This window comes from Hydrogenophaga aromaticivorans, assembly GCF_013387465.1.
Lineage (GTDB): Bacteria > Pseudomonadota > Gammaproteobacteria > Burkholderiales > Burkholderiaceae_C > Hydrogenophaga > Hydrogenophaga aromaticivorans.
In genome coordinates this window covers 147,003-170,294 of sequence record NZ_VYGV01000007.1, presented here as the reverse complement: position 1 = coordinate 170,294, position 23,292 = coordinate 147,003, and the positions used below count along the sequence as shown (strand labels likewise).

The following is a 23,292-nucleotide window of genomic DNA, read 5'->3' as shown; positions in this document are numbered from 1 at the left end:
TCAGCCCAGCGCCTTGACCATGTGGGCACGGACCGCTTCGCGCAGCGACGGATCGGCCAGCGCCAGGTCGATGGTCGCTTCTAGAAAACCCGTCTTGCTGCCGCAGTCGTAACGCCGACCTTCGTAGCGGTAGGCGTACACCTTCTCGGTGCCAATCAGCGCCGCAATGCCATCGGTGAGCTGGATCTCGCCCCCCGCACCACGGGGTTGGCGTCGGATGCTTTCAAACACGGCGGGCGTGAGGATGTAACGCCCGGCCACAGCCAGGGTGGACGGCGCCACTTCGGGCACGGGCTTTTCCACCATGCCGAACACCTCGGCCATCGCCTCGTTGACGCCATGTACATCGACCACACCATAGCGCCGGGTGTCCTCGCGCGGCACGTCCTGCACCGCCAGCACCGTCCCGGGGCTTTTTTCGTAGGCCGCCACCATCTGCTGCAACACCGAAGGGCCGCCCGACAGACCCACCATCAGGTCGTCGGCGAGCAACACGGCAAACGGGTCATTGCCCACCACGCGCTCAGCGCACAGCACCGCATGACCCAGGCCCAGCGGGCGCGGCTGGCGGATGAACACGCAATCCATGTCATCGGGCTTGATGTCGTGTACCAGCTTGAGCAGGTCGGCCTTGTTACCACGCTCCAGTTCGTGTTCCAGCTCGAAAGCCGCATCGTAGTGGTCGCCGATGGCCCGCTTGTGGCGCCCGGTGATGAAGATCATTTCGCGGATGCCCGCCGCGTAGGCCTCGTCCACCGCGTACTGGATCAGCGGCTTGTCCACCACCGGCAGCATTTCCTTGGGGATGGCTTTGGTGGCCGGCAGGAATCGGGTGCCCAGGCCACCGACGGGAAAAACAGCTTTTTCAATTTTCATAATCACCCTGTTCACTGATTGGAGTTGAGTCAATAACCTACTTGAATTGCAATCCGCTCGAGCGGGCCGCCAGGTACATGCCCTCGCCGACGCTGGCACCCAGCTGCCGGGCCAGGCGCATCCCCAGATTCTCGCGCTGCGTGTAGTCCACCACTTCTTCGGCCTTGACCACCTCGCGCGCCACGTAATCGAGACTGCCCAGCCCATCGACGAGCCCCAGCGCGATCGCCTTCTGACCGCTCCAGACCAGGCCGCTGAAGGTGTCCGGCGTCTCCTTGAGCCGGTCGCCACGCCCGGCCCGCACGACGGTGATGAACTGGCTGTGAATCTCGCCGAGCATGGACTGGATATAGGCGGTCTGTTCCGCATCCTGCGGACTGAAGGGATCGAGCATGGCCTTGTTGGCGCCCGCCGTCATCAGGCGGCGCTCGACGCCCAGCTTGTCCATCAAGCCAGTGAAGCCGAAACCATCCATCAGCACGCCGATGCTGCCCACCAGACTGGCCTTGTCCACATAGATGTTGTCAGCGGCGGCGGCAATGTAGTAGGCGGCCGAGGCGCAGGTTTCTTCCACCACCGCATAGACCTTCTTGTTGTGCAGCGCCTTGAGCCGGGTGATCTCGTCGTTGATGATGCCGGCCTGCACCGGACTGCCACCGGGCGAATCGATGAGCAAAACGACGGCTTGTGCGCCAGCGTCTTCAAAAGCCGCATTCAGCGAAGTGACCACGTTGTCGGCACTGGCCTCGGCACCGGCCGCAATTTCGCCCCGAATCTCGATCAGCGCTGTGTGGGGCGTACTCACGGACGCAACGCCAGCGTCCGAGCGGAACACCATCCACAGCACCGCACCGGCCAGCAGCAGCCACATCAGCCGCCAGAAAACGGTCCAGCGTCGCGCCGCGCGCTGCTCCGCCAGGGCGGCAAACGCCAGTTTTTCCAGCGTCGCGCGCTCCCAGCCCACGTCGGAGCGGTGCCCGGTAGCGCCTGGAGATGGTGTTCCCACCAGATCGTCATTCATGTTTCGAAGCTCTCAAAATAAGGGCGGTTTCAACAGGTATTGTGACCGCCAGTGCACGACGCCATCGCGCTCGACCAGTCCGATCTTGATCAGCCCGCCGCGGCAGGGATCGCCGCGACAGGCACCGGTGGTGGGTTCGTAGATGGCGCCGTGGCTGGCGCAGATCAGCCAGCGGCCACTGTCGTCAAAAAAGCGGTCCGGCTGCCAGTCCATTTCCATCGCAACGTGGGCACAACGGTTGAGGTAGGCGTGTGCTTCGCCCTGGTACCGAATGGCAAAAGCCCGACAGGTCTGCCCGGCGTAAACCACATCGAACGACACAGCCAATCCCGAGTCCACGAGATCACGGCTGTTGCACAACGGATGGAGAGGATCCTGCTCCGACGCGTCCATGCGAGGCAACCGCTTCAGGCGTTGGCTGCGAGCCAGTCGCGCAGTTCCTGCACCGAATGCGCCACGTGCAGGGGTGAAAACTCGGCAAAGGTGCCCGGTTCGTGAGCCCCGTAGCTGACGCCCACGCTCGCGCAGCCGGCGTTGAGCGCCATCTGGAGGTCGTGCGTGGTGTCGCCAATCATCAGCGTGCGCGCGGGATCGACCCCGAACTCTCCCATCAGCTCGTGCAGCATGAGCGGGCTGGGTTTGCCTGCGGTTTCGTCCGCTGTGCGCGAGCCGTCAAAGACACCGTGCAATTCCACCGTTCGCAGGGCGGTGTCCAACCCTTGGCGGCTCTTGCCCGTAGCCACCGTCAACCAGTGGTGCCTCTGTTTGAGCTCGGCCAAAAGCGGCAGGACGCCTTCAAAGAGGCTGATGTCGTTTTGGTGTTGCTGGTAGTGGTACCGGTAGCGCTCGCCGAGCAAAGGATATTGAGAAGGCGGCACATCGGGTGCTGCGTGAGCCAGCGCCTGCATCAGACCCATGCCGATCACATAACTGGCCGCCTGATCGGTGGGCAGGCGACCACCCACGTCCGTCACAGCAGCCTGGATGCACCGCACGATGAGGGCGGTGGAGTCAAAAAGCGTGCCATCCCAGTCGAAGGCAATCAGGTCAAATTGGCGCGGGCGCATGCGGCTGAAAAAAGTTTGAGACGGGTTTGCATTATCGATGCCCCGCATGACGACACGATGGCGTCGGACCACCGCTTTTCCCGAGCTGGGGCGATACAAAGAACAAAGGCACCCGAAGGTGCCTTTGCCAAAGCCGTATCCGGATGATCAGATGCGGAAGTCTTCGATGCTCTTGCCCGATGCCAGCACGGCGCGCACCCACTCGGGCTTGCGGCCCGGACCACCCGCCCAGAGCTCCCCCTGAGGGCCACGGAATTTTGCCACGGCGGTGGATTTGGACTTGGCAGGCTTCTTGCCGCCCGATGCACCGCCCAGATCGGCCACCGTGATGCCAAATTGTTTCATTTTGGCTTTGATGTCGGCGATCGTCGAAGCGAGTTCGCTTTTGCGGGCTTCTTCTGCCTGTGCCATCAAAGCCTGTGCCTGCGCCATGAGTTCTGCGTAATTTGCCATTGATCGTCCTTTTGAGTTTGCGGATTGTCTTGGTATGGATTCTGCATCCCAACGATGCAGGTTCTATTGTATAGGGTTATGACGCTGGATGCAGCGTATCAGGCAGCCAGTTTTTTAATTCCGGCGGCAATTCCGAATACAACTCGACACTTTCACCGCTAATCGGGTGCGTCAGCCGCAACCGCCAGGCGTGCAGAAACATGCGCTTGAGGCCCACGCGGCTCAATTGCCGATTGATTTCGAAGTCACCGTATTTGTCATCCCCAGCAATCGGATGACCGGCATGCGCCAGGTGAACACGGATCTGATGGGTGCGTCCGGTCTTGATGGTCACCTCCAGGAGACTGAAGCCGTCGGGGCATGCGGTCGCCAGGGCCGCAGGCGCAGGCATGCGACCGGCGACCTTGATCAGCGAGACCGAACGCATGCCGTCGGGATCATCGGGGCTCACCACTTTCACCCGCCGCTCGCCATCGGGCAACAGGTATTTGTGCAGTGGCTGGTCCAGCACCTTGAGGCGCGCTGGCCAGACCCCTTTGACCAAGGCCAGATAGGTTTTCCCGGTTTCCCGCTCCCGGAATTGATCCTGCAGGCCTTTGAGGGCCGATTTCTTCTTGGCAATCAGCAGCAGGCCGCTGGTTTCGCGGTCCAGCCGGTGCACCAATTCGAGCAAACGCGCGGCGGGGCGAGCCTGCCGCATTTGCTCGATCACGCCAAAGCTCACCCCGCTGCCACCGTGCACCGCCACCCCGGCAGGCTTGTCAATGGCCATGAACGCGTCATCTTCATAAATCACGGGGAATTCGCGGGCGGGCGCCGGATTGGCCGCTTTTTCTTCCACACGTTCAGACAACCGGATCGGCGGAATACGCAACACGTCGCCCGCGGCCACCCGGTCATCAGCCCCGACGCGCCCCTTGTTTCGCCGCACCTCGCCCGAACGGATGATGCGGTAGATGTGCGTTTTCGGCACGCCCTTGAGCAATCGAATGAGAAAATTGTCCAGCCGCTGGCCGGCCGATTCTTCGTCAACAGTGAGGAATTGGACCGCCGCGGCGGTCTGGACAGATGGCTTGGCGTTCAAGGAAAACCCGCTGGAAATACCGGCCCCATGGACAGTGGGAGCACACTATAATGTGCTGTGCCAGTCGTGTGCTGTAAGTGATTGATTTCCTTGAGTTTAAGGCAGTCACCGCAGGCAGGCTCCTCCTGCCCCAGAGGCCGGGGACCCGATTGGCCACAAGTTGCCTCCCGCTGCACCCTGTACCGGCGCCCGCTCCCGAAGCCCTCTCTGAAGAGGCTGGAGCCGCACCGGTCAGGTTGAAGCAGCGGGCGAATCCGTGAGAAAAACTGCGAACCCGAAAACGGAATACCCCAATCGGCCAGCCACGTTCCCGAGAAGCCACCGGCACTCGGTGGATTGGCTGGTTGAGGATGAAGTGAAGCCAGAGACATCACCGGCAAGATCCATGTCGTCGACAGCCATCAAGCCTTCCCTGCTCACCCAAGTCCACGCGCCTACGCCCTGACCCGGCGGTTCAACGCGGCACACACAGCGTGCCCCGTTCCGAACGCTCCCGATCACCTGGCCAACACCGGGTGGGTACCGGGTCGGTGGCTCTCCGGCAATTCCTCCCCCCGTTCGCGCTTTTCCGCTGGTTCACGGCAGGTCGGCGCCTGGGTTCAACCCGGCGCCATGTCAGTGTCAGACCGAAGGAAACGCATCATGAAACGCATGCTGATCAACGCCACGCAGGCCGAAGAGCGCCGCCTGGCGATCGTGGACGGGCAGAAACTGCTCGACTACGAAATCGAAATCGAAGGGCGCGAACAGCGCAAGGGCAATATCTACAAGGCCGTCGTCACGCGCGTCGAGCCGTCGCTTGAAGCCTGCTTCGTCGACTACGGCGAAGACCGCCACGGCTTCCTGCCGTTCAAGGAAATTTCGCGCCAGTATTTCGCTGCGGGCGTGCCGGTCAACCAGGCCCGCATCAACGACGTGATCCGCGAAGGCCAGGAGCTGCTGGTCCAGGTCGAAAAGGAAGAGCGCGGCAACAAGGGCGCAGCCCTCACGACCTTCGTCAGCCTGGCTGGCCGCTACGTGGTGCTGATGCCCAACAACCCGCGCGGCGGTGGCGTGAGCCGCCGCATCGAGGGCGAAGACCGCCAGGAGCTCAAGCAGGCGCTCGACCAACTCGAATACCCCAACGGCATGAGCATCATCGCGCGCACCGCCGGTATCGGCCGTGAAGCGCCCGAACTGCAGTGGGACCTGAACTACCTGCTGAAATTGTGGACCGCCATCGACGGCGCCGCCCAGGGCGGCAAGGGCGCCTACCTGATCTACCAGGAATCCAGCCTGGTGATCCGTGCCATCCGCGACTACTTCAACAGCGACATCGGCGAGATCCTGATCGACACCGACGACATCTTTGAACAGGCGCACCAGTTCATGAGCCACGTGATGCCCGAGCACGGGCACCGCGTGAAGCGCTACCGCGACGACGCACCGCTGTTCAGCCGTTTTCAGATCGAACACCAGATCGAAACCGCTTACAGCCGCACGGTGAACCTGCCCTCCGGCGGCGCCATCGTGATCGACCAGACCGAAGCCCTGGTGGCGGTGGATGTGAACTCGGCGCGCGCCATCAAGGGCGGCGACATCGAGGAAACCGCGACCCGCACCAACCTGGAAGCCGCCGACGAAGTGGCGCGCCAGGCCCGCCTGCGCGATCTGGGCGGTCTAATCGTGATCGACTTCATCGACATGGACGAGTCGAAGAACCGCCGCGAAGTCGAGAACCGCCTGCGCGACGCGCTGCGCCAGGACCGTGCCCGCGTGCAGTTCGGCTCCATCAGCAAGTTCGGCCTGCTCGAAATGAGCCGCCAGCGCCTCAAGCCCATGCTCAGCGAAGGCTCGTCCATCCCCTGCCCGCGCTGCGGTGGCTCGGGCCACATCCGCGACACGGAAAGCTCGGCGCTGCAGATCCTGCGCATCATCCAGGAAGAGTCGCTCAAGGACAGCACGGCCGCCGTGCTGGTGCAGGTGCCGGTCGAAGTGGCCAGCTTCCTGCTGAACGAGAAGCGCACCGAGATCACCAAGATCGAACTCAAGCAACGCATCAACGTGCTGCTGGTGCCCAACAAGTCGCTCGACACGCCCAACTACAAGCTGGAACGCCTGAAGCACGACGACCCGCGCCTGGACAACCTCGACGCCAGCTACAAGCTCGCTGACGAACCCGACGAAGCCACCGGCTTCACGCGCCGCAGCCAGGAGCGCACCAACAAGCAGGAACCGGTGATCAAGGGCGTGCTGCCCGACGGTCCGGCGCCTGTGGCCGCACCCAAGCCGGAAGCGCCTGTTGCGACTCCGGTGGTCGCACCCGTTGCCGCAGCGCCCGTGGCCAAGGTGGCTGCACCGGCTGAAAAGGGTTTCTTCGGTTGGCTCAAGAGCCTGTTTGGCGGTGGTGATGCGCCCGTGGTCACGGCACCGCCGGTGGCTGCACCCGATGCCAAGACCGCTGAGCGCAACGAGCAGCGCCCCGACGGGCGCCGCGAAGGCGGTCGCGACAGCCGTGGCCGTGGTGGTCGCAATGGCAACGAAGGCCGCGCGCCGCGTGAAGGCCGTGAAGGTCGCGAAGCCGGCCGCAACACGCGGGGTGGCGAAGGCCGCAACGTGGAAGGCCGCCCAGAAGGCCGCGAAAGCCGTGAGGGCCGTGAAGGCGCCCGTCGCAACGAAGGTCGGGTGGACGGTCGCGGCGAGGCACGTGGCGAACCGCGTGGTGAATCGCGCAATGGCGGTCGTCGTGACAACCGCCGTGATGCGGCCCCGCTGGACCAGACCCAGGGCACCGAAGTGTTGCTGAATGCCGCGCCGGCGGCGACTGGCGAGACGCCCGACATGGCCGAAGGCCAGCGCCGCGAGCGCCGTCCGCGCAACGACAACCGCCGCCGCCCCCAGGGTGCGGAAGGCGTTGAGGTCGCGCAGCAGGGTGGCATGGACAACGCAGCGCCGCGCCTGGAACCGGACGCCCGTGCCAGCGGCGCAGAAATGCCCGCGGCCGAAGGTGATGCCGACAACGGTGGCCAACGCGCACCCCGCGAACGCCGCAGCCGCGACCGCTATGGCCGTGACCGCCGCGAGCGCGCTCCGCGCGATGCGGCCGAGCAGGGTTCCGAGACCGAAGCCGCGCCAGCGATGTCTGTGGCGTCGGTGGATGAGGTGGCCACCGAAGCACCCGTTCGCAGCAGCTACTTCAGCCTGCCGGTGGAGAGCAGCCCGGTCGCGGTCGAAGAAGTGGTGGCCGAAGTCACACCCGTCGTGATCGAACCCGTGCCGGTGCTCGCCACGCCAGCTCCCCGGCCCGTGGTAGCCCCCGACGTGCGGAAGAGCGTGCCCGCAGCGGCACCCGCAACCCGCGGTCTGCCCAAGGTAGAGCCCTACACGGTGTCGATCGACGAGTTGAACCAGGTGGCGGCAGCCAGTGGCCTGGAGTGGATCAATTCCGATACCGACAAGGTGGCCCAGGTACAGGCAGCGATCGCCGCCGAACCCAAACCCATCCACGTGCCGCGCGAGATCAAACCCGCGGTGGTTCTGGACGAAGGCCCGCTGGTGCTGGTGGAAACGCGCAAGGACCTGCGCAGCATGCCGCTGCCGTTTGAAACCCAGTGACGGGGTGAATGGCCGCGGGTAACCGCGGTCTGATCCAACAAAAAACGCCGGCTTCAAGCCGGCGTTCCTGTTTCTGACTGACTGTCTGTCTCTGGTGATGGCCGTAGCGGACCGCCCACCACGTCAACCTGTGTGGCACCCCGCCACCCGAGCCCCTCAGTCCAGCAAGGCGGCCTTTTTCCAGGCCGCCTGGGCGGCAGCGACGTCGCCGCGCTCTTCGGCCAGGGCCGCGAGCGAGCGCCAGGTTCGTCGCAGCAGGGACGGCTCGGCCAGGCTGTGGCTGGCCTGCCCGAGCAACTGGGCGGCCTTGCCCCAGAGCTGGCGCTGCATGAAAGCCTGGCCGGTCAGGTACTGGAGGTAAGCGTTGTTGGGTAGCTGGCGCTGTGCCTGCTCCAGCCGCGCGAGCCAGGTGGCATCAAGCTGGGCCAGTCCGGGCTCCATCGCGCGCACCAGCTGGCGCTGCTGCGCGGCATCCAGCTCGGCAAACTTGTTCCACACCGGCTCCAGCCAGCTGAGCACCAGCGCCGTGGTGGACGCCTGGTCCCCATCCACAGGTTCGCCGGGTTGCATGCCCAAATGGTTCGCGCGCTGGGCCGCCGCCAGAGCCAGCTCGGGCATGGCGCGCTCACTGGCATCCAGACGGCTCCAGAGCGCCTGCAGCTGCGAGAGATCGTGCGATTCACCCAGGGCATCGAGTGCCAGCCCGCGCACGATGCTGCGCGAAGCATCCGGGGAAAACGCGCGGTGCTTGGCCAGCACCCGGGCCGTTTCCAGCGCTTCACTGGTGGCCCCACCCAGGCGGGCAATGCGCAACTTCAGACGCAGCGCCTGGATGCGACGCGCCGCACCTTGCGGCAGCTCGGCCAGGCGGCTTCGTGCGGCGTTGGCGTCACGGTCCTCGACCGCCCAGCGAACCGCGCGCAGCAACGCGCCTTCGTGGGCCTCGGGTGCGCTCCTGGCGAGCCTGGGATGCAGTGCCGATTGCAGGTGTTCGTCTCTGGCCTTGCGGTTTTGCAGCGACTGCGCGCTCTCGGCGACCAGCAAATGGGCCAGCAACAGCAACTGGTGCCGCCGGGGCCACTGGGCCGACGGCAAGGCATTGAGCTGTTCGAGCGCTGCCAGTCCCGCGGCCTGCGAACGCACAAAACGACCCGACAGCTGATACGACAAAGCGTCGAGCACCGACCCGACAGCCGCACGCTCCACCTGCTGTGCCCGCCAGCGCTGGGCCTGCGCCGGCAACTCACGCAACACATTGATGGCCCTGAGTGCGAGGTACACCAGCACAAAGCCGGCGATCAGGCAGAACACCACAAAGTTGAACGAGACATCAAAACGGTACGGCGGCCAGAACAGCGTGACCATGGCCTGGTTGTGGCCCACCAGCAGCGCCAGCGCCACCGCCAGCGCACCGAGTCCCAGCAGCCAGAACACGCTGCGCATGGCACCCCCCTGCTTGTGATCGGTCATCACCGGCCTCCCGCGGCTGCGGCCAGGGCCGCGAGGCTTTCGTCGGGTCGCGGCAGCTCAACCGTCGACAGCTCGGTCCGCAGTTGGCCCAGGGTCTTCTGCGCCGCCATCACCTGGGGCGCCGTGGTGTCAAAGTACCGACCCAGCGCCGCTTCGGTGGATTTCAGGTCGGCCTCGACGGCGTTGAGCTGACGGCTCATCAAACCAAGCCGCGCATTGAGCAGCCGGAGCTTGATGTTTTCCCGCAGGAAGAAAGCCTGCTCGGGGGCGAGCAGCGCGGCCTCCGGTCTGTCAATGCGGCTGACGCGCACCAGTTCACGACCGCTTCGTGTCACATCGGTCCAGACGCGCTGCCAGAACGATGACCAGGCCTCGGAAACACGCGACCAGCCGCTGTCCTGCACAGGCTGGGAGGGTTCCGCCGGATCCGGAGCCTCGGCTTTGGCAGCGGGCGGGCGCACGGCCCCCTTGCCGGGCGCGCCAATCGGCGCCGGTCGGGCTTTGTTGCTGGCCGTCTTCACACCGACGTCGTTCTGCACCGGCCAATCGTCCACCTGGCGGGCCAGCTCATCCACCCGCAACACCAGCGTGGGCACATCGGTCAGCGCGGCACCCCGGATGCGTTCGATGTCTCGCTGGATGGCGCGCTGCACCGGATTCAGGCGCGGCTGCGCGGCCCTGGCGATGCGCTGATCGGCGGCCTGCAAGGCCGACACCAAGGGCTGCACACTGCCCGTGAGCTGGGTCTGCTGAAACCCGAGCCGCAGAGCCGATTCAATGTCCTGCACCAAGTTGTCATCGCGGGAACGCGAAAGCGCCAGCATGAGTTCTTCGAGCTGGCTGCGCTGCAAGGTCACTTCGGACAATTTGATCTCGGCCACCGCCAGGCGCGCCTGCAGTTCCTGCGTGAGAGCCTCCGCCTGTTTCGCCACGGTGCGCACCTCCACCGCTTGCTCCGTGCTGTCCTGGCTGCGCCGCGCCAGCTCCTGCTGCGTGAACCCGAGCTTCTGCCAGATCAGGCCGGCCAGCACCAGCGAGAGTGCGGCCACCACAAGCGCCAGCACCGACATCCAAGACAGCGGATGGCGGGCGTGCACCACCGGTGGCGCAACCACGGGCGCAACTCCCCCCACCGCCGCGGCGGACGCCTCTTTGACTGGGCTTGGGGGACTGTCGGGGGTATCTGGGTTCATGCGGGACTCCAGTTCGATTCTAGGGCCCGCAACACGTCTGGCAAGGCGGGCCGGGTTTCGATCACACGGCCAAAACCGGCGGCCTTCGCACTGGCAGCGATGCGGGGATGGGTGGCGATGGCGCAGGCAAGCGTCCAGTCTGTGTGGGGTGCGGCCGTTACCAGGTGGTTGACCGCCTCCGAACTGCTGAACAGCCAGGCGCTGCCGGCGGATGCCGCGGCACGGGCCACCGCCGCCTGCGCAGCCGTCCAGCGAGGGGCCGACCGCTCGTAGGCTACGCAGCTTTCCACACGGGCACCGGCGGCTTCACATTGCTGGATCAACCAGTCGCGGCCGTTGCCGGCGTGACGGTTTTGCGGTGGTGGCGATGCTGCCATTGCGGCCCCTTCGGGCGAAGCGCCCCTGACCACCAGGATGCGCCGGCCCGCTCGCACCTGTGGCGCCACCACCGGCCACAGCGCTTCGGAGTCGAACTGCCCGGCATCAGTCGGAGGCGAATCGATGCGCGTTGCGCCCAGTCCCAGACCGCTCAGCGCCTGGGCCAGCACGCGTGCGGTGCCCGGACCGGGCGCCCAGAACCGGGTGCCGCGATCGGGCCGTGTGGGTGGTCGCACATCCCGCGCAAAAAAATGGCCGACAGCGGCCCCGCTCACAAAGAGCAAGGCGTCCATGTCCAGCCAGTGGGCGCGCCAATGCCGCAACAAGGCCAAGGTCGCTGCGTCCTGTGGTTCCGCGATGTCGATCAGGGGCAGCGCCTGGGCCGGCCAGCCCTGCGCCTGCAAGGCCTGCACCCAACTCGCCGCTTCGGCCGCGGGGCGGGTCACGATGAGCCGCTCCAGCGGGCTCACAACGGGCGCCGTGCCGGGCACACCAGACAAGGCGTCAAGCCCCCGCCGCTGGCGGCCGGGCGCCGGCTGCACGCAGGGCCTGCGCCACACGCTGCCCCAGGGCTTCGGCCTGCTCGAGTGTCTGCACATCGGCCTGATCACTCACCTGCACCAAGGACAACGCACCTTCCGGGTCCCCCCAGGCCGAGCGCAACACCAGCTGGCCGGCGTCACCGCCAGTCCACTCGGCGTAGGCCGCCAGCGGCATCGAGCAGCTGCCGCCCATGGCGCGCGACACCGTGCGCTCAGCGGCCACCCGCAGCCAGGTGGGCATGTGCACCAGCGGCTTCAGGGCATCCACCAGATCGCTGCGATCCGCGCGCACTTCGATACCGAGCGCGCCCTGGCCGGCAGCAGGCAACGAGTCGGTGGGTTCAAAAATGTGGCGGATGCGCTCGCCCAGTCCCAGGCGTTTCAGGCCGGCAGAAGCCAGCACGATCGCGTGGTACTGGCCCTCGTCCAGTTTGCGCAGGCGCGTGTCCAGATTGCCCCGCAGCGGCTCGATGCGCACGTCGCTGCGGCCCAGCGCGTCCAGCGCTGCCCGCAACAACACCAGCCGGCGCAGGCTGGAGGTGCCGACCACGGCCCCCTCGGGCAACTCGGCCAGCGTCGCACAGCCGGGCGACACCCAGGCGTCGCGCGGGTCTTCGCGCTCCATCACGCAGGCCAGCGCAAACCCCGCGGGCAGGTCCATGGGCACATCCTTGAGCGAGTGCACGGCGATGTCGGCGCGGCCCTCATCCAGCGCCACCTCCAGTTCCTTCACGAACAGCCCCTTGCCGCCCACCTTGGAGAGACTGCGGTCCAGGATCTGGTCACCCAGGGTCGTCATGCCCAGCAACTCGACGCGATGGCCCAAGTCTTGCAAGAGGGCCTTGACGTGTTCGGCCTGCCACAACGCCAGACGGCTTTCGCGCGTGGCGATGGTGATGGACAGCGCGGAGGAGGGGTTTGAAATGGCCACGATGAAGATTCAAAAAAAGATCAAGCGCCCGGCCTGCGCCGGGAGCGTTTTCGTACCCGCTTGGTAACGGGAAAAGCAACTTTGGATGCTAGCATGACCCCTGCCCAAAAAATCAGCAACCCAAGCCTCAGCGCACCCCTGCCCACCATGAGCCGAACGCCTGCCCGATCCGCCGCCCCGTCCAACCGCTCAGGTGCCGGACGTGCCAAGTCCGGCCCCGACAAAGACCAACCCCTGATCGACGACATCCGCCTGCTGGGTCGTGTGCTGGGTGACGTGATCCGCGAGCAGGAAGGCCAGGCCGCCTACGACCTGATCGAGCAGATCCGCCAGCTTTCGGTGGCCTTCCGCCGCCACGCCGACCAGGACGCCGACAAGGCGCTGAAGAAGCTGCTCAAAGGCCTCTCGGGCCAGCAGACGGTGAGCGTGATCCGCGCCTTCACCTACTTCAGCCACCTGGCCAACCTGGCCGAAGACCGCCACCACATCCGCCGCCGCGCGGTGCACGACCGCGCCGGCGACCTGCAGGAGGGCAGCCTGGCCATGACCCTGCAGCGCCTGAAAAAGGCCGGCATCGCGCCGTCCGACGTGGTGCGCACGCTGGCCGCGGCCCACATCTCGCCGGTGCTCACCGCGCACCCCACCGAGGTGCAGCGCAAGAGCATTCTGGATGCCGAGCGCGCCATCGCCCACCTGCTGGCCGAACGCGAGCAGTTGCTGCCGCGCGACCACGCCGACTTCGAAGCGCAGCTGCGCGCCCGCGTGACGCAGCTCTGGCAAACGCGCCTGCTGCGCTTCACCAAGCTCACCGTGGCCGACGAAATCGAAAACGCACTGAGCTATTACCAGGCCACCTTCCTGTCGGAGATCCCGCGCATCTACCGCGACCTCGAAGAAGGCCTGGAAGATCAGGACGTGGCGCCCTTCCTGCGCATGGGCCAGTGGATCGGCGGCGACCGCGACGGCAACCCCAACGTGACCGCGCAGACCCTGGAGCTGGCGCTGCACAGCCAGGCCGACCTGGTGCTGCGCCACCACCTCACACAACTGCACCACCTGGGTGCCGAGCTGTCGGTGTCGGCCATGCTCGCGAGCGTGAGCCCGGCCATGAAGGCACTGGCCGAGCGCTCTCCCGATCAGAACGCCCACCGCCAGGACGAACCCTACCGGCGCGCGCTCACCGGCATGTACGCCCGCCTGGCCGCCACGCTGACCGCGCTGACCGGCGGAGAAGCCGCGCGCCACGCGGTCGCGCCGCAAGACGCTTACCCCAGCGCCGCCGACCTGCTGGCCGATCTGCGCACCATTGAAGCCTCGCTGGTGGCGAACCACGGCGCGGCGCTCACCCGCTCCCGCCTGCGCCCGCTGATCCGCGCGGTGCAGGTGTTCGGCTTCCACCTGGCCACCATCGACCTGCGCCAAAGCTCGGACAAACACGAGGAAGTGGTGGCCGAATTGCTGGCCACGGCGCGCATCGAGGCGGACTACAGCGCGCTCGACGAAATGGGCAAACGCGCGGTGCTGCTGCGCCAGCTGAACGACGCGCGGCCCCTGCGCGTGCCCGGCACGCCCTACTCGGCCCACACCCTGGACGAACTGGCCATCTTCGATACCGCGCGCAGCGGCCGCAAACGATTCGGCGCTCAGGCCATCCGCCACGCCATCATCAGCCACACCGAAACCGTGAGCGACCTGCTCGAAGTGCTGCTGCTGCAGAAAGAAGCGGGCCTGATGCGCGGCCTGCTCGCCGAAGACGCGGTGGCCGACCTGATCGTGGTGCCGCTGTTCGAAACCATCGAAGACCTGCGCAACGCCGCACCCATCATGCGCGACTACTACGCCCTGCCCGGCGTGCGCGCCATGGTGCACCGCGGGCTGCACGACGGTTACTGCGAGCAGGACATCATGCTCGGCTACTCGGACAGCAACAAGGACGGCGGCATCTTCACCAGCAACTGGGAGCTGTACCGCGCCGAGATCGCGCTCGTGGAGCTGTTCGATTCGCTCAACAAGGACCACGAGAAAACGATCCAGCTGCGCATGTTCCACGGCCGCGGCGGCACGGTGGGCCGTGGCGGTGGTCCGAGCTACCAGGCCATCCTGGCCCAGCCCCCCGGCACGGTGCGCGGCCAGATCCGCCTGACCGAACAGGGCGAGGTGATCGGCTCCAAATACGCCAACCCCGAGATCGGTCGGCGCAACCTGGAAACCCTGGTCGCCGCCACGCTGGAGGCCACGCTGCTGCAGGCCACGCGCAACGCCCCCAAAGCCTTCCTCGACACCGCGGCCGAGCTCTCGACCGCAAGCATGGCCGCTTACCGCGCCCTGGTCTACGACACCCCGCGCTTTGCCGAATATTTCTTCGCCGCCACGCCGATCCGTGAGATCGCCGAACTCAACATCGGCTCGCGTCCGGCCTCGCGCAAGGCCACGCAGAAGATCGAAGACCTGCGCGCCATTCCCTGGGGCTTCAGCTGGGGCCAGTGCCGCCTGACACTGCCGGGCTGGTACGGCTTTGGCTCGGCGGTGCACAGCTTCCTGCACAAGGATGGCCCCAAGGGGGTGGCCAAGCAAAAGGCGCAGCTGCAGAAAATGGTGAAGCAATGGCCGTTTTTCAGCACCCTGCTCTCCAACATGGACATGGTGATGGCCAAAAGCGATCTCGCGCTCGCCACGCGCTATGCCGAGCTGGTCGAAGACAAGCGCCTGCGCACCAAGGTGTTCACCGCCATTGAAGCGGAATGGCACCGCACGGCCGATGCGCTGGCGCTGATCACGGGCGAGAAGCAGCGCCTGGTCAACAACGCCGCACTGCAGCGATCCATGCGCCACCGCTTCCCCTACATCGACCCGCTGCACCACCTGCAGGTCGAACTGGTGCGCCGCTACCGGGCGGGTGAGAACCACGCGGACCGCGACGAAAAGGTTCGCCGCGGCATCCACATCTCGATCAACGGCATCGCGGCCGGGCTGCGGAACACTGGATAACCCCCCCGCGCCGCCTGCGGCGTCACTCCCCTGAGGGGGGCAACACCAGCGGCCGGGCAAAGCCCGTTCCGCGGTGTTCTGGGTTGGAGTCACCTCTGCTGTTACGGGGTTTGCTGGTCCGTTCTGCGCGTTGAACCCTTCAAACCTAAAATGAAGCCGTGACCCACATCCTCAACGCCGATCTCCATTGCCATTCCGTCGTCTCTGACGGCACCCTCAAACCCGAGGAACTGGCGCAGCGTGCCAAAGCCAACGGCGTGGAACTCTGGTCACTGACCGACCACGACGAGATCGGGGGCCAGGACCGGGCCATCGCCGCCGCGCGACAGGCGGGGTTGCCCTACCTCACCGGTGCAGAAGTGTCCGTGACCTTCGCCAACGTCACCGTGCACATCCTGGGCCTGGGTTTCGACCACGCCAACCCGGCGCTGGTCGAAGGCCTGCGCCACACCCGTGGCGGGCGCGAGCAGCGTGCGCGCGCCATGAGCGACGACCTGGCGCGCGTGGGCATCCCGGGCGTCTACGAAGGCGCACTCAAATACGTCGGCAACCCGGAACTGATCTCACGCTCGCACTTCGCGCGCTACATCGTGGAGGCGGGCTATAGCACCGACACCAATGCCGTGTTCCGGAAATACCTGGCCGAAGGCAAACCCGGTTACGTGCCGCACCGATGGGCCACCCTGCGCGACGCCGTGGGCTGGATCACGGGTGCCGGAGGTGTGGCCGTGATCGCCCACCCCGGCCGCTACAACCTCACCGCCAACGAAGAGTTCGCGCTCTTCTCCGAATTCAAGGCCCACGGCGGTCAGGGCGTGGAGGTGGTGACCGGCGCCCACGGGCCGGCCGACTATGTCAAATACGCGGGGTTCTGCAGCGAGTTCGAACTGCTCGCCTCACGTGGCAGCGACTTCCACAGCCCGACCGAAAGCCACACCGATCTGGGCAAGCTGCCCGACCTGCCGGGCAGCGTCACACCGGTGTGGGAGCAGCTCGCAGCGCGTTTCCACTGATGAGCGCCGCCGTTGCCCGACCCGGCGCGCAGGCCGCGTTGGGCATCACGTTCCTGGTGATGGCGGTGGCCTGCTTCGCGGTGCTGGACACCGCGGTCAAGTACGTCGGTGCCTACGTGCCCATCCTGGTGGCGGTCTGGTTCCGCTACGTGTTCCAGGCCGTGGCGGTCAGCACCGTCATGCTCCCCATGCGCGGACGCAGCCTGCTGCTCACCCGGCACCCGCGCTTCCAGGTGCTGCGCGGTTGTCTGCTGCTGATGGTCAGCGTGCTGTCGTTCATCAGCGTGCAATACATGCCCGTGGGCGAATTCACCGCCTTTGTCATGACCACGCCGCTGGTGGTCACCCTGCTGGCGGCGCTGTTCCTGAAAGAGCGCGTCGCACCCATGCGCTGGGCCCTGGTGGGTGGCGGTTTCGTGGGTGCCCTGCTGGTGTTCCAGCCGGGTGGTGACGTGATCGGCTGGGCCAGCCTGTTGCCGTTGCTGATGGTGGTCACCTATGCCTGGTTCCAGATCCTCACCAGCCAGATGGCACGCACCGAAGACCCGATGACCATGCACTTTTACACCGGCTGGGTTGGCGCACTGGTGGCCACTGCGATTCTGCCCCTGGTCTGGCAAACCATCCCGGACACCAACACCTTCGCCCTGCTCTGCCTGGTGGGCCTAATGGGCACGGTCGGTCACTTTCTGCTCATCCTCGCGTTCGCGCGCGCGCCAGCGTCCACACTCACGCCTTACCTGTACACCCAGATCGGGTTTGCCATGTTGTGCGGCTGGCTGGTGTTCAACCACATTCCGGGTCGGCTGGAACTGACCGGCATCGTGCTCATCGTGGTCTGCGGTGCCACCGCCAGCTGGATCACCGCGCGCGAACACCGCCTGCCCGTGGAACCACCCGAGGCCTGAACCAGCGGTGCCGTGGTTGTGCCCACGGGCCGCGCACAATACGCACCATGTCCCAGTATTTCGAAGTCCATCCCGAGAACCCGCAACCCCGGCTGCTCAAGCAGGCGGTGCAACTGCTCGAACGGGGCGGCGTGCTGGCGGTACCCACCGACTCCAGCTACGCGCTGGTCTGCCACATTGACGACAAGGCTGCGGCCGACCGGCTGCGCCGCATCCGCCAGGTCGACGACAAACACCACCTCACCCTGCTTTGCCGCGACCTGAGCGAGCTCGCCAGCTACGCCAAGGTGGACAACCGCCAGTACCGCCTGCTCAAGCAGGCCACGCCGGGCCCCTTCACCTTCATCCTCGAAGCCAGCAAGGAGGTGCCGCGCCGACTGAGCCACCCCTCGCGCAAGACGATTGGCCTGCGCGTGCCGGACCACAACGCCCTGCTGGCCTTGCTGGACCTGCACAACGGCCCCCTGCTGGCCACCACGCTGATCCCGCCCGGCGAGGCGCATCCCCTCAACGATGCGCAGGACATCCGCGATCGTTTCGAACACGATCTCGCTGGCGTCATCGATGCCGGGGCCTGTCCGCTCGAACCCACGACCGTCGTCGATCTCACGCCCATGGGCACGGGCGGAGAACCCGAGCTGGTGCGCGAAGGGCGCGGGTCGCTGGCCACACTGGGCCTGTAAACCCGATACCTGCGCCGCGGGGCCCTGCAGCCACGGGCACCGCACCCCATCTGGGACAATAGGTCTTTTCCCGCCCAACGCCCCTCATGGATTTCGCCCAGATCATTCAAACCGTTGCCCTGTACGCCCTGCCGGTGCTGTTTGCCATCACGGTGCACGAAGCCGCTCACGGCTATGCGGCAAGGCACTTCGGCGACAACACCGCCCACATGCTGGGCCGCATCACGCTCAACCCGCTCAAACACATCGACCCGGTCGGCACGATCGCGATGCCGCTGTTGCTGTACTTCGCCACCTCGGGCGCCTTCCTGTTTGGTTACGCCAAGCCGGTCCCGGTGAATTTCGGGCGCTTGCGCAACCCGAAACGCGACATGGTCTGGGTCGCCCTGGCCGGCCCGGGCGCCAACCTGGTGCAGGCGGTGATGTGGACCGTGGGCCTGTACCTGCTGGTGGCCGCCGGGGTAGAAGAACGCTTCTTCCTGGAGATGTGCCGCGCCGGCGTGCTGGTGAATCTGGTGATGTTTGCCTTCAACCTGTTTCCGCTGCCACCGCTGGACGGCGGGCGCATTCTGGTGGGCCTGCTGCCCAACCACCTCGCTTACCCGGTCTCGCGTGTCGAACCCTGGGGCTTCTTCATCGTGATGGCCCTGGTCATCACCGGCGTCGTGGGCAACCTCTGGCTGCGCCCGCTGATGATGTTCACCGGTGGCGCGATCGAGTTGCTGCTGACGCCGCTGCGCTTCCTGCTGTTTTAATTCCAGACCTTCTTGTTCATGAGCACCCAACGCGTCCTCACCGGCATCACCACTTCGGGCACACCGCACCTGGGCAACTACGTGGGCGCCGTCCGCCCCACGGTGCGCGCCAGCCGCCTGGCCGCGGTCGAGAGCTTCTACTTCCTGGCCGACTACCATGCGCTGATCAAGGTCGGTGACCCAGCGCGCGTGCAGCGTTCCACGCTGGAAATCGCCGCCACCTGGCTGGCCTGCGGCCTGAACCCGGAGAAGGTCACGTTCTACCGCCAGTCCGACATCCCCGAGATCCCCGAACTCACCTGGCTGCTCACCTGCGTGACCGGCAAGGGCCTGCTCAACCGGGCCCACGCCTACAAGGCCTCGGTCGACAAGAACACCGCCAGCGGCGACGAGCCCGACAACGGGGTCACCGCCGGCCTCTTCATGTACCCGGTGCTGATGGCGGCCGACATCCTGATGTTCAACGCCCACCAGGTGCCGGTGGGCCGGGACCAGATCCAACACATCGAGATGGCGCGCGACATCGCGTCCAGCTTCAACCACCTCTACGGCGAACACTTCACCCTGCCCGAAGCGGCGATTGAAGACCACGTGGCCACCCTGCCCGGGCTCGACGGCCGCAAGATGAGCAAGAGCTACGACAACACCATTCCGTTGTTTGCCCCCAAGGAACAGTTGCGCAAGCTCATCATGGGCATCGTCACCGACTCGCGCACGCCCGGCGAGCCCAAGGACACCCAGGGCTCGGCCCTTTTCCAGCTCTACCAGGCCTTTGCCAGCGCTGAAGAGACCGCCGTTCTGGCCAAGGCCTACGCCGACGGCATCGCTTGGGGCGACGCCAAGCAGTTGCTGTTCGAACGCCTGGACGCGGAAATCGCCCCCATGCGCACCATCTACGACGAACTGATCCAGGACCCGGGAAAAATCGAACGCACGCTGCAAGCCGGTGCACACAAGGCGCGCGCCATCGCCACACCGTTCACTGCGCGGCTGCGCCATGCGGTGGGCCTTCGCCCGCTGGACAGCCGGCCGACCGCGACCAAGGCGACCAAAGCCTCTCGGGCGGCGGCACCCAGCTTCAAGCAATACCGGGAACAGGACGGCCAGTTCTATTTCAAGCTGCTCGACGCCCAAGGCCACCTGCTGCTGCAAAGCACCGGCTTTGCGTCGCCGCGGGAAGCGGCACAAACGGTCACCCGTTTGCAGCAGCAAGGTGCTGGCGCCATCGCCGAACTGCAAAGCCAGCTGATCGTGGCGGCCGATCCGCAGGTGCTGGCACAGGCCCTCGGTTGGTTTTCAACGCCAGCTGACTGACACCGCCGACCGGGTTACACATTCGCGAACCTGCGACAATAGCGGTCGGGAGCGAACGCCCACCAGGCACGACCCCAACAAGGCAGCACACCGCGGTGTTTACCGAGTTCCCAACTTCATGGAACCCGGGCATCAAAAACTAAAAACAAGGTGTACAAAAGTGCGCTTTTTGCTATCGCCAAAAGCTGCCAATGCCGATATGCTGTCACTCTGAATACAAAACTTAAACAGCACATCCTGCCATGAGTATCTTTGTCATTGACGATCATCCGCTGATGCGCGAGGCAGTCGTCATGCTTCTGCGTCGTCTCCGGTCTTCCACCCAGGTGGTTGAACTGGAGCGACTGGCCACCGTGAGCAAGGCGATCGCTGAACACGGGGAGCCTGAGCTGGTCTGCCTCGACCTGAAGCTGCCCGACACCCACGGCGTTTCCGGTGTGCGCGAAGTGCGCCAGATGCTGCCCGACACATCGCTGATCGTGCTGTCCGCGTCGCCAGCTTCCGACTACGAAGACCTGGCCCGGGAAGCGGGTGCCGATGCCTACGTCGAAAAATCGGCCGGTGCCGCCCAGATCGGCAAGGTGCTGCGCGAATTCCTGACCGAAGAACCCGAAGACGAAAACGCACCCACCATTCCTGAGAAGCTGTCCAAACGGCAGAAGCAGTTGCTCGTCATGCTGGACCGCGGACTGTCCAACCGCGACATCGCCGAACAACTGCAGATCAGCGAACACACCGTCAAGGTGCACCTGTGGCGCCTGTTCCGCCGCCTCAACGTCAAGAGCCGCTCTCAGGCCAGCCATCTGGCGCGCACCGCGGGCCTGCTCGACCTCTGAGCTTCGCTGGTATCCCCTGAAGCGGGCTGCTTCAGCCGGAAGCCTGTGCCGCCGACCCCGGCACCACGACATCCGGTGTTGTCGCGGTCTCCAGCGCTGACTTCTCTGACTTCTGCGTGTAGGCGGGCAGCAGCACACGAAATACACTGCCCCGCTCCGCTTCGGAGGACAGCGCCAGCTGGTAACCCATCAGCGTGGTCAGCTTGGAAACGATGGTCAGGCCCAGACCCAGACTGTCTTCGGTTCCCTGGTGTTGCGACACCCTGAAGAACTCCTGAAAAATCGCCTGCTGGTGTTCGCGCGCAATCCCCACACCGGTGTCCCAGACTTCAAAGACCAGCACGTCCTCCCGGCGCCTCAGGCCCAGCAGCACGCCACCGCGCCGCGTGTGACGAAACGCGTTCGACAACAGATTGCCCAGAATCCGGCGCAACACCACCGGATCGGCCCACAGGGTCGTGGGCTTGGCATAGGTCCTGAACTTGAGAGACTTGCCCGCCGCAACGGGCTCAAACTGCGTGGCCAGCTCGGCGAAAAGCTGCAACACGTCGACGTTCTGCAAGCGCACCTTGTAGTTGCCCGCATCGATGCGTGTCAGGTCAAACAACGAGTCAAACAGCTCGTTGATGGCCCGGGTCGATTGAAGTATCCGTGGCGAGATATCGCGCGCCATCTCCGGCTCGGTGGCCAGCCAGTCTGCGTACAGGCTCAGGGCATGCACCGGCTGACGCAGGTCGTGAGCAGCCGAGGCCAGAAACCGGTTCTTGGTCGCGACGGCCCGGATCGAAGCGCGCGTCTGCTGGGTCAGCGAATCGATCAGCTCCTGGTTGGAAAACTGCAGTTCGAAACTGGCGCGGTAGATCTGATGCAGGCGATTCCCCGCCACCAGCAAAAGCCACCAGAACACCATCAGCAAAGCCATCAAAGCCAGGCTCTGCTCCGCCATGGGTGTTGGATCGGTGGCCCGCAAGGTGTTGAGCGCAAGGCCCAGGAAGACCGAGAGCACGAGCGCATGCACATACCGGCGAAACACCGGCAAATAGGCACTGAAGGCCGTCAAGGTGAGCAAGCCCTGCCCCAGCACCACGATGCCGCAGACGAACTGCGTCGCCGGACTGGCCTTCAGATAGCTCAGCATCACCCCGCCACCCCAGAGGAAACCCATGACACCCCAGGTCCACTGGTAGCGCTCGACAAACGCCATGCGCTGCGGCCCTTCGGAGCTGTCGTAGCGCAACTGGTAGATCCCGATCAGCCGGTAGCGGTAGACCAGCATGGTCACCAAAAGCCCCGTCCAGATCAGCAAGGAAACAAAGTCCACCTCACCGGCCATCATGAAAATCAACACCGGCAGCGCCAATGTCGCCGCCAGCAGCGATGGGACCATGTTGTCCATCAGGACCCCGATCAACTGGGCGTTCACCCACTGGTCTCTCACCTCGGGCGAAGCGGGCAGATGCTGGTGGGTCGCGGGTTGGGTGTCGACAAGCATGAATAACCACGAACAGACGGTGGACCATTGTCACACCGGAAGGCCTGAAAAATGCAGCGCCCGTCTCCTGCTAGAATACTGAGCTTCGACGCGGAGAGGTGGCAGAGTGGTCGAATGCACCGGATTCGAAATCCGGCGTACAGTTTCAACTGTACCGAGGGTTCGAATCCCTCCTTCTCCGCCACAGACAGGTTTCCGGACTTCCCAAGGAGTCCACAAGACCACCCACAAGCCCCGTACTCCGGGGCTTTTGTGTTTCTGGATGTCCCCCGGTGTCCGCTCAGCCAGCGCTTTCATGGAGACACATCGGGGACACAAACAAAAAAATCCCCTTCACAGCCGCGCCGCGAGGGGATTTTTTGCTGGTGACTCAGCGCCCCACGGGTGCTCAGCTGTCGTTGGCCAGCAGGCGGAAGCCTTTGCCGCGCATGCAATGCGCCACCATGAGTTCCTGTTCCGATTTGGCGACCTTGTTCAGGCCCACCTGAAAACGGCACTCTGACAACTGGGTGTAGGTGTCATCCGAGGAGACGTTGGGCTTGGCCCAAAAGGGTTTCGAAGATGCACAACCCGCGAGCACCAGCACCGCGATCAGCATCCCTGCGTTCTTGATCATCAAAATTCCTTGGAGAATAAACAGGCGGGGGGAGCATATCAAACGCGCCATCCGCCTGTTCACGCCAGGGGCATATCG

20 protein-coding genes and 1 tRNA gene are annotated in these 23,292 nt (G+C 65.2%); 9 read left to right on the top strand and 12 right to left on the bottom strand.

The genetic code is table 11. The features are described from left to right. The 6 genes from galU to F3K02_RS10610 all read right to left on the bottom strand — a co-directional run bounded on the left by galU (position 1) and on the right by F3K02_RS10610 (position 4,519). Positions 1–876 (bottom strand): UTP--glucose-1-phosphate uridylyltransferase GalU, encoded by an 876-nt coding sequence (gene galU, locus F3K02_RS10635; protein ID WP_177135582.1) that lies wholly within the window; start codon positions 874–876, stop codon positions 1–3. 37 nt (positions 877–913) lie between these two features. Continuing rightward, complete coding sequence (locus tag F3K02_RS10630) at positions 914–1,897, bottom strand: S49 family peptidase (protein WP_177135581.1); 984 nt, start codon at positions 1,895–1,897, stop codon at positions 914–916. A 12-nt stretch (positions 1,898–1,909) separates the two neighbouring features. Next, complete coding sequence (locus F3K02_RS10625; protein WP_177135580.1) at positions 1,910–2,290, bottom strand: Rieske (2Fe-2S) protein; 381 nt, start codon at positions 2,288–2,290, stop codon at positions 1,910–1,912. Between the two features lie 14 nt (positions 2,291–2,304). Continuing rightward, positions 2,305–2,964 (bottom strand): HAD-IA family hydrolase, encoded by a 660-nt coding sequence (locus F3K02_RS10620; RefSeq protein ID WP_177135579.1) that lies wholly within the window; start codon positions 2,962–2,964, stop codon positions 2,305–2,307. Positions 2,965–3,111: 147 nt separating this feature from the next. Further along, positions 3,112–3,417, bottom strand: coding sequence for an H-NS histone family protein (locus F3K02_RS10615; RefSeq protein WP_177135578.1), 306 nt, complete (start codon positions 3,415–3,417; stop codon positions 3,112–3,114). Positions 3,418–3,493: 76 nt separating this feature from the next. Further along, on the bottom strand, positions 3,494–4,519 hold the full coding sequence (locus F3K02_RS10610; protein ID WP_177135876.1) for an RluA family pseudouridine synthase: 1,026 nt from the start codon (positions 4,517–4,519) through the stop codon (positions 3,494–3,496). Positions 4,520–5,143: 624 nt separating this feature from the next. On the opposite strand from F3K02_RS10610, the gene F3K02_RS10605 reads away from it, so the two are divergent. Further along, positions 5,144–8,095 (top strand): Rne/Rng family ribonuclease, encoded by a 2,952-nt coding sequence (locus tag F3K02_RS10605; RefSeq protein WP_177135577.1) that lies wholly within the window; start codon positions 5,144–5,146, stop codon positions 8,093–8,095. A 156-nt stretch (positions 8,096–8,251) separates the two neighbouring features. Here F3K02_RS10605 and F3K02_RS10600 read toward each other — a convergent pair whose 3' ends face one another. Genes F3K02_RS10600 through hemC form a run of 4 tightly spaced genes read right to left on the bottom strand, consistent with a single transcriptional unit; the run spans position 8,252 to position 12,603 of the window. Then, positions 8,252–9,538: a heme biosynthesis HemY N-terminal domain-containing protein gene (locus F3K02_RS10600; protein ID WP_177135875.1), complete on the bottom strand. Its 1,287-nt coding sequence runs from the start codon at positions 9,536–9,538 to the stop codon at positions 8,252–8,254. Positions 9,539–9,564: 26 nt separating this feature from the next. Beyond that, positions 9,565–10,758, bottom strand: coding sequence for a uroporphyrinogen-III C-methyltransferase (locus F3K02_RS10595; RefSeq protein WP_177135576.1), 1,194 nt, complete (start codon positions 10,756–10,758; stop codon positions 9,565–9,567). Further along, positions 10,755–11,582 carry a uroporphyrinogen-III synthase gene (locus F3K02_RS10590; protein WP_343067061.1) on the bottom strand — a complete coding sequence of 276 codons (828 nt, stop codon included), beginning with the start codon at positions 11,580–11,582 and terminating at the stop codon, positions 10,755–10,757. The genes F3K02_RS10595 and F3K02_RS10590 overlap by 4 nt, the downstream gene beginning before the upstream one ends. A 58-nt stretch (positions 11,583–11,640) precedes the next feature. Next, on the bottom strand, positions 11,641–12,603 hold the full coding sequence (gene hemC / locus F3K02_RS10585; protein WP_425485585.1) for a hydroxymethylbilane synthase: 963 nt from the start codon (positions 12,601–12,603) through the stop codon (positions 11,641–11,643). Positions 12,604–12,756: 153 nt separating this feature from the next. Here hemC and ppc point away from each other — a divergent pair, with 153 nt between their 5' ends. From ppc to F3K02_RS10550, 7 genes are all read left to right on the top strand, one after another. Next, positions 12,757–15,597, top strand: a complete 2,841-nt coding sequence (gene ppc, locus F3K02_RS10580; RefSeq protein ID WP_177135874.1) for a phosphoenolpyruvate carboxylase — start codon at positions 12,757–12,759, stop codon at positions 15,595–15,597. 158 nt (positions 15,598–15,755) lie between these two features. Continuing rightward, complete coding sequence (locus F3K02_RS10575) at positions 15,756–16,610, top strand: 3',5'-nucleoside bisphosphate phosphatase (RefSeq protein ID WP_177135573.1); 855 nt, start codon at positions 15,756–15,758, stop codon at positions 16,608–16,610. Beyond that, positions 16,610–17,518, top strand: coding sequence for a DMT family transporter (locus F3K02_RS10570; protein ID WP_177135572.1), 909 nt, complete (start codon positions 16,610–16,612; stop codon positions 17,516–17,518). Before F3K02_RS10575 ends, F3K02_RS10570 begins: the two co-directional genes overlap by 1 nt. A gap of 47 nt (positions 17,519–17,565) precedes the next feature. After that, positions 17,566–18,201 carry an L-threonylcarbamoyladenylate synthase gene (locus F3K02_RS10565; RefSeq protein ID WP_177135571.1) on the top strand — a complete coding sequence of 212 codons (636 nt, stop codon included), beginning with the start codon at positions 17,566–17,568 and terminating at the stop codon, positions 18,199–18,201. An 86-nt stretch (positions 18,202–18,287) separates the two neighbouring features. Then, complete coding sequence (locus F3K02_RS10560; protein WP_177135570.1) at positions 18,288–18,956, top strand: site-2 protease family protein; 669 nt, start codon at positions 18,288–18,290, stop codon at positions 18,954–18,956. An 18-nt stretch (positions 18,957–18,974) separates the two neighbouring features. Beyond that, a complete protein-coding gene (locus F3K02_RS10555; protein ID WP_177135569.1) occupies positions 18,975–20,270 on the top strand; it encodes a tryptophan--tRNA ligase in 1,296 nt (431 codons plus the stop codon). Between the two features lie 242 nt (positions 20,271–20,512). Further along, positions 20,513–21,106, top strand: a complete 594-nt coding sequence (locus tag F3K02_RS10550; RefSeq protein ID WP_177135568.1) for a LuxR C-terminal-related transcriptional regulator — start codon at positions 20,513–20,515, stop codon at positions 21,104–21,106. 31 nt (positions 21,107–21,137) lie between these two features. On the opposite strand, the gene F3K02_RS10545 is transcribed toward F3K02_RS10550, so the two are convergent. Beyond that, entirely contained in the window at positions 21,138–22,598 is a 1,461-nt protein-coding gene (locus F3K02_RS10545; protein ID WP_177135567.1) for a sensor histidine kinase, read from the bottom strand. Positions 22,599–22,690: 92 nt separating this feature from the next. Here F3K02_RS10545 and F3K02_RS10540 point away from each other — a divergent pair. Then, positions 22,691–22,782 (top strand) — tRNA-Ser (locus F3K02_RS10540). 204 nt (positions 22,783–22,986) lie between these two features. On the opposite strand, the gene F3K02_RS10535 is transcribed toward F3K02_RS10540, so the two are convergent. Next, entirely contained in the window at positions 22,987–23,214 is a 228-nt protein-coding gene (locus tag F3K02_RS10535) for a hypothetical protein (protein WP_177135566.1), read from the bottom strand. Positions 23,215–23,292 lie beyond the last annotated feature (78 nt).